The sequence below is a fragment of the Methylophaga lonarensis MPL genome, from assembly GCF_000349205.1.
Classification (GTDB): domain Bacteria; phylum Pseudomonadota; class Gammaproteobacteria; order Nitrosococcales; family Methylophagaceae; genus Methylophaga; species Methylophaga lonarensis.
In genome coordinates this window covers 34,847-41,346 of sequence record NZ_APHR01000048.1, presented here as the reverse complement: position 1 = coordinate 41,346, position 6,500 = coordinate 34,847, and the positions used below count along the sequence as shown (strand labels likewise).

The following is a 6,500-nucleotide window of genomic DNA, read 5'->3' as shown; positions in this document are numbered from 1 at the left end:
CCAGAGCACCAGCGTGGTGTCAGCCTGGTTCAGGAAGATTTACTTTGACCGTATGACAGACCACGGTAAACAGTGTCACAGCACATAACTGGCACAGTTTCGTCGTAGTTTTGGTTTGGCTTCATATTTCCACTTGATTGCGCCGTAGTTGTTCAGGTCCAGGGCGTAAACGATGTTCGGGAAAGGAGTGTGAACATACATGGTGCCGTCGATAACCAGAGCGTTACCTTCGTGACCACGCAATACACCAGTTGAGAACGACCAAGCCATTTTCAGGTCGGCAACATTGTCTTTGGTGATTTGAGCCAGACGGCTGTAACGCGTATTGGCATAGTCACCAGCAGGCATTACCCAGTTGTTTTCGTTTTGTTGCATTACCAGCAACTCGTCAGCGGCGACCATGCTTGGTACAGCCATTGACATCATTGCTAATGAGAGAGTTTTCAGCTTCATAAAGTTATCCTCTATTGCTTTTTAGTTATGGTACGACACGATTTTGTTCAAAGTTGAACCTCATGCGTAGGCAAAACCATAATCCTGAAAAAAACGATAGTCAAGCATCTTGCTGATCTTTTTTGTGAGTTTTTCCATAATTTTTTCGGGAAAAAATTCCCGAATACGCAAGCACTTGATTTTATTACATTTTATTTGTTTTGGCTGATTTCAGGCACGATCTTTGATCCACTCTGTTGCTTTGCTGATCGCAGACAATGTGCGCTCACGACCATACAGTGCAAGCGTCTGATCCAGAGAAGGAGAGACCGTATTTCCTGTAATTGCAACGCGGATAGGCTGAGCAACCTTACCCATCCCAACATCAAACTGACTTGCACAATTTTTGATTTCCGCATGAATTGGTTCGGCAGTCCATGTTGGCAATGCTGCTAGCCGGGTATGAGCGTTTTCGAGTATCGGTAACGCCTCACTTGTCAGATTTTTGCTTGCCGCCTTCTCATCATAGTCAGAAATTATCTGATAGAAATATCGGCAATTTTCGGCCATCTCTTTCAAGGTTTTTGCTCGCTCCTGAAGCAGGACGATCACATCAGTGATAGCAGGACCTTGTGTTGGATCAATGCCCAGCTGGCCCAAATGCCAACTCAGATGTTTGGCGATATGTTCTGCAGAGCTGGACTTGATGTAATGCTGGTTTAACCAAAGCAGTTTCTCAGTGTTGAAGCTTGATGCCGCCCGGTTGACATCCTCGATATCGAACAACTGAATCATTTCATCCAGCGAGAAGATCTCCTGATCGCCATGGGACCACCCCAATCTTATGAGATAGTTCAACAATGCCTCTGGAAGAAATCCTTCATCCCGATAGCTCATCACACTGACGGCCCCGTGTCGTTTGGATAATCGGGCACCATCGTCACCAAGTATCATTGGCACATGAGCAAACATGGGTGGAGTCGCGCCCAATGCTTTGAAAATATTAATTTGCCTCGGTGAGTTGTTGAGATGATCGTCACCACGAATCACATGGGTCATTCCCATGTCCATATCATCAACCACCACTGTCAGATTGTAGGTGGGCGTGCCATCAGGTCGGGCAATGACCAAATCATCAAGTTCTGAATTGTTGAAACTGACATCACCGCGAATCATGTCTTTGACCACCACTTGGCCTGTGGTCGGATTTTTGAAACGAATCACCGGCTGAATATCTGCAGGAATATCCTGACGATGACGACAGCGCCCATCGTATCTGGGCTTTTCCTTGTTCTGGCGCTGTTGCTCACGCATGACTTCCAGCTCGTCCTTGGAGCAGTAGCAATAATAGGCATCGCCCTGTTCGAGCAGTTGCTGAATTACCGCTTTGTATCGGTCAAAACGCTGCGTCTGATAAAAAGGCCCCTCGTCATAGTCAAGGCCAAGCCAGGTCATGCCTTCCAGGATGGCATTCACTGATTCAATTGAAGATCGCTCTAAATCGGTATCTTCAATTCTCAATACAAATTGTCCTCCATGCTTGCGAGCATAGAGCCATGAAAACAGCGCCGTCCGGGCACCTCCAACGTGCAAATAACCGGTTGGACTGGGGGCAAAGCGGGTACGAATTGTCATTAATATTTCTCAACTAGAATCAGCCAGCAAACTGCGATATTGTAACAGCATCGCCCCCGACAACGATGTTGGCCATTGTGAACAAGACATATTTCTTTACCCTGCTGTTACTGATTCCTGCACTGCATGGCTGTGCCGAAACAGAAGCAACTGACTATCCCTTAACGGCTGCCGCTGAAGGAATCTATTTCCACCAGGGAGCTCATGAAGAAGCCACCCCAGACAACCACGGCGCCATCGCCAACATTGGATTTATCGTGGGTGAATCATGTGTTGCTGTTGTGGATACCGGCGGCAGTTATCTTGAAGGACAACAACTGCGTAACGCCATTCGCAACATCACAGAAACCCCGATCTGCTATGTCATCAACACGCATGTTCATCCTGATCATGTGTTTGGTAATGCCGCATTTCTGGAAGACAATCCGGTCTTCATCGCACACCAGAGAGCACCTGCTGCTCTAGCCGGAAGACAGCCTTTTTACGAGGAAAGCTTTCAAGAGTTATTGGGCGATGCCTGGCAGGGAACAGAATTTATTCCAGCAAGCAAGCTAGTCAATATTGACCAGCCGCTTGAACTGGATCTCGGGGGCAGAATCATCAAGCTTGAGTCTTATCCCACTGCGCATACCGACCATGATCTGACAGTGCTGGATAAAAAAACCCGCACACTCTGGACTGGAGACTTACTTTTTGTGGATCGCACGCCGGCACTGGATGGCAGCATTAATGGCTGGTTGGATGCGATGCAACACTTGCTGAAAATAGATGTCGAAGTCATGATTCCTGGCCACGGACCTATCAGTTATCAGGGTGACAAAACAGCGCTTGAATCGCAGATACGCTATTTTGAAGCGATACGAGAGGGAGTCAGATCAATCATCAACGATCTTGGCACAATTGAAGAGGCCATTCGTGAGGTCGCGGTTGATGAGGCAGACAACTGGTTAATGTTTGAAGAATATCACCGACGCAACGTCACAGCCGCTTTTGTCGAACTGGAGTGGGAGTAGAGAGGAAACCATCATGAAACGCACACTAAAAGCCCTGCCTTTGTTCGGTCTCTTGCTGATGACTGTTGCAGCACCACTCAAGGCTGAGACCAGCGATACACCTGAATGGCAGGCACTTAAAGTCACTCACTTTGGCGACCGTCCTATTAGAGAAAACGCCACAGACTTGTTGGAGCTGGAAGCCCCCTTCCGAGCTGAGGACGCGGCGATTGTACCTATCTCTATTCGCTCCAAGCAGCCTCAAACAGCAGACAACTACATACAGAACATCCATATCATTATCGATCGCAACCCGATGCCTTACTCGGCAAATTTTCACTTGAGCCCATCACTGGGCACTGTTGACATCGCTACCCGCGTTCGGGTCGATAGATACACGCATATTCGAGCAATTGCAGAGATGAATGATGGCTCGCTGCACATGGTGGCAGAGCATGTGAGAGCTTCAGGAGGCTGTAGTGCACCCGCAATGAAAGATGCCGAAGCGGCCATGGCCAGACTCGGACAAATGCAAATGCGCATGCGCCAACCCACCATTGGCCAACCGGTACAGGCACAGGTGATTATCAGTCATCCAAACTACAGCGGTCTCCAGTTTGATCAGCAAAGACGAACTTATATTCCACCCCACTTCGTCAGAACGATAGATATCACATTCAATGATGAAGCTTTAATCAAGCTCGAGGCAGGCATTTCTGTCAGCGAAGACCCCAGCGTGCGCTTTGTCTTTACGCCTGAAACGTCTGGTGTGCTGAAAGCCACTGCAGAAGACAGCAAGCAAGACATATTCACCACTGAGCAGCAAATTTAATCGACGTCTAACAGACATAAAAAAAGCCGCGATGCGGCTTTTTTTATGTCTGTTAATGAAACCCGAGTTACTGAGGACCGTTGTTCGGTCTCATCTTGCAGGTTTCATAAGAAGTCAGCAGCACTTTTTCAAATTTGCTGACAGCTTCTCGCGAATTTTGACGCACAGTTCGGCCTCGGTCTGCCACCATGTTGCGGTATTTGTAGGATGCCGCAGCATCATCAAACTCAACCTGGTTGTATTCTTTAGCGATTTCATCAATCACGCAAGAACACTTGTTTGTTGACTCATACAGATTCATGTGCGGGTTTGACTGTACACATTCCTGGACATACTGAACGCGTGTCATGGTGGAAAAATCGTTGGCTGCGGCAAGGCTTGGGATGGCGATCATTGCGGCGGCAAACAGGCTGGTACTCAGTTTATTCATTCATGCTCTCCCTTAATTATTATGAAGGTGTTTGTTCAGACCCGGACCTTTATAATTAGTTCCTAGGAATCCATATATAGTGTTACATGACATATCAGGGTCGATGCAAGTCCAAGCAGAAACCTGATGATAGTTAAATTTTCATCATCAGGTTGACTTGGGGTAACATTGAAGGCTTAACATTTAAATAATTGCCCAGACACTGTGGCGCGGGCTGGAGACACTCAATGAAAAAACTATTACTTCATCTTGACACCGATTTGGTTGCAAGCACCTTTGATCAAGCGGTTGCTTACGATGCAGGTGTTGACAACATTATCGCTCATGGTGGTGCAACGCGCGATAATGTCACCGCTCATGTCCACGGCATGATTTTTACTCGCGGTGGCAAAAACCTGAAAAATAGCGCAATTTTCATCGGTGGCTCCAATGTTCCTGCCAGCGACCTGGTAGGCCAGGCTGTCAAAAAAGCCTTCTTTGGCCCGGTACGCGTCTCGGTGATGCTGGATCCAAATGGCTCCAATACAACCGCTGCCGCCATTGCTCGCAAGGTGATGACCAACTACGACATTACTGGAAAGAACGTCGTCATTATGGGCGCAGGTCCCGTCGGTCAAAGAACAGCCTTGTATCTCATTAAAGAAGGTGCTGCCAAAGTCACACTCACCTGCCGCAGCATGGAGCGTAGTAAAGCGACTGTTGCTCAAATGAAAAAAGCCTACGACGTTGATGTTGTTCCGGGTGAAACTCGCAGTGATGAAGCGGTTCAGGCCTTACTCAAGGACGCTCACGTTGCAATTGCAGCGGGACCTGCAGGCGTTTGTATCGTGCCTAAATCAAGCTGGGCGAGCAGTAAAACACTTGAAGTCATTGCTGATGTGAATGCAGTCCCACCGCTGGGCGTTGAAGGTATTGAAGTGATGGATAATGGCGAACAGCGCGATGGTGTTCGTTTCTATGGTGCGATTGCCATCGGTAATTTCAAAATGAAAGTCCATCGTGGTGCGATTGCGTCGCTGTTTGATTCCAATGACCTGTTCCTGGACGAAACCACCATCTATGACATTGCCTGCAAAATCGATAACGCCTAATTGTTCGTGAACAGTCCTGTATTTGCCTGCCAAACAACCACACCAGCCTTGGTCAGAGTCAGATCCCCAGCGCGTTTACACCTGGGGTTTCTGGATCTTAATGGCGGACTTGGCAGAAAATTTGGCAGCATAGGAATGGCTATCGACAGCCATTACACAGAGCTGCAAGTCAGTCGTAGTGCTCAATCGACAATCAGTGGCCTGACAGAGTCAGCTCCCCAATACCCAAGATTACTGCAGATACAATCAGACTTCTTTGCCAGCCTTGGCCAACATATTGAGGCCAAAGATCAAACACTCAGCATCCACATCCATCAGTTAATCCCAGAACATGCCGGCTTGGGTTCCGGCACACAGCTGGCACTGAGTCTGGGACATGCGCTTTGCCAGTTGTATGGAATTGACGCCACCGCTGAAGCAATCGCCCAAGCACTTGGACGGGGCAAACGTTCAGGCATTGGCATTTCCAGCTTCGAACACGGTGGTTTTGTCATTGATGCAGGCATCGACTCTCGCTCATCATCAATGCCTCTGACGCTGATGCGACTGCCCTTCCCTTCAGATTGGACAGTGGTACTGATTTTTGACAACAGTCAACAAGGTGTTCACGGTTCTGTCGAACGATCTGCATTCAGTGATTTACCTGCCTTCCCACGCCATGCTGCCGAAACGATTTGTCACAGAACACTGATGCAGCTTGCACCTGCGCTGCTGAGCAATAATCTGGACGATTTCTCGGAAGCTGTCACCGAGATTCAACGGCTGATCGGCAGCCACTTTGCCCCGATTCAAGGAGGTCAGTATGCCAGTGCTCAAGTAGCAAAGCTGCTTGACTATGCCCACTCTCTCGGCTTTAGAGGAGTGGCACAAAGTTCATGGGGTCCAACTGGCTGCATATTCACTACCAATCCAAAATCAGCTCAGGCACTGATACAACAATTAACAGAGTACTCGGCAACTCGAGCGGATGAATTCAATCACTTGTCGTTTGTGGCTGCACAATGTGATACTTCTGGTGCAATGACAACAACGAAGCAACAAAACATATAAACGGCTAATCCTAATTTAGACTCACTCTTAGAGGGACT

At 48.1% G+C, this 6,500-nt stretch carries 7 protein-coding genes; 4 read left to right on the top strand and 3 right to left on the bottom strand.

The features are described 5' to 3' along the window. Positions 1-75: 75 nt before the first annotated feature. Both MPL1_RS09090 and gltX read right to left on the bottom strand, forming a co-directional pair. Positions 76-453: a PQQ-binding-like beta-propeller repeat protein gene (locus MPL1_RS09090; RefSeq protein WP_009726832.1), complete on the bottom strand. Its 378-nt coding sequence runs from the start codon at positions 451-453 to the stop codon at positions 76-78. 210 nt (positions 454-663) lie between these two features. Beyond that, a complete protein-coding gene (gene gltX, locus MPL1_RS09085; protein WP_009726831.1) occupies positions 664-2,067 on the bottom strand; it encodes a glutamate--tRNA ligase in 1,404 nt (467 codons plus the stop codon). Positions 2,068-2,144: 77 nt separating this feature from the next. On the opposite strand from gltX, the gene MPL1_RS09080 reads away from it, so the two are divergent. Both MPL1_RS09080 and MPL1_RS09075 read left to right on the top strand, forming a co-directional pair. Beyond that, positions 2,145-3,080, top strand: a complete 936-nt coding sequence (locus MPL1_RS09080) for a quinoprotein relay system zinc metallohydrolase 2 (protein ID WP_161604018.1) — start codon at positions 2,145-2,147, stop codon at positions 3,078-3,080. 13 nt (positions 3,081-3,093) lie between these two features. Then, positions 3,094-3,891, top strand: coding sequence for a quinoprotein dehydrogenase-associated SoxYZ-like carrier (locus MPL1_RS09075; protein WP_009726829.1), 798 nt, complete (start codon positions 3,094-3,096; stop codon positions 3,889-3,891). Between the two features lie 67 nt (positions 3,892-3,958). Here MPL1_RS09075 and MPL1_RS09070 read toward each other — a convergent pair whose 3' ends face one another. Beyond that, complete coding sequence (locus MPL1_RS09070; RefSeq protein WP_009726828.1) at positions 3,959-4,321, bottom strand: hypothetical protein; 363 nt, start codon at positions 4,319-4,321, stop codon at positions 3,959-3,961. 227 nt (positions 4,322-4,548) lie between these two features. On the opposite strand from MPL1_RS09070, the gene MPL1_RS09065 reads away from it, so the two are divergent. Both MPL1_RS09065 and MPL1_RS09060 read left to right on the top strand, forming a co-directional pair. Next, positions 4,549-5,412 carry an NAD(P)-dependent methylenetetrahydromethanopterin dehydrogenase gene (locus MPL1_RS09065; protein ID WP_009726827.1) on the top strand — a complete coding sequence of 288 codons (864 nt, stop codon included), beginning with the start codon at positions 4,549-4,551 and terminating at the stop codon, positions 5,410-5,412. Positions 5,413-5,418: 6 nt separating this feature from the next. Next, positions 5,419-6,462, top strand: a complete 1,044-nt coding sequence (locus MPL1_RS09060) for a beta-ribofuranosylaminobenzene 5'-phosphate synthase family protein (protein ID WP_161604017.1) — start codon at positions 5,419-5,421, stop codon at positions 6,460-6,462. The last annotated feature ends 38 nt before the right edge of the window (positions 6,463-6,500 follow it).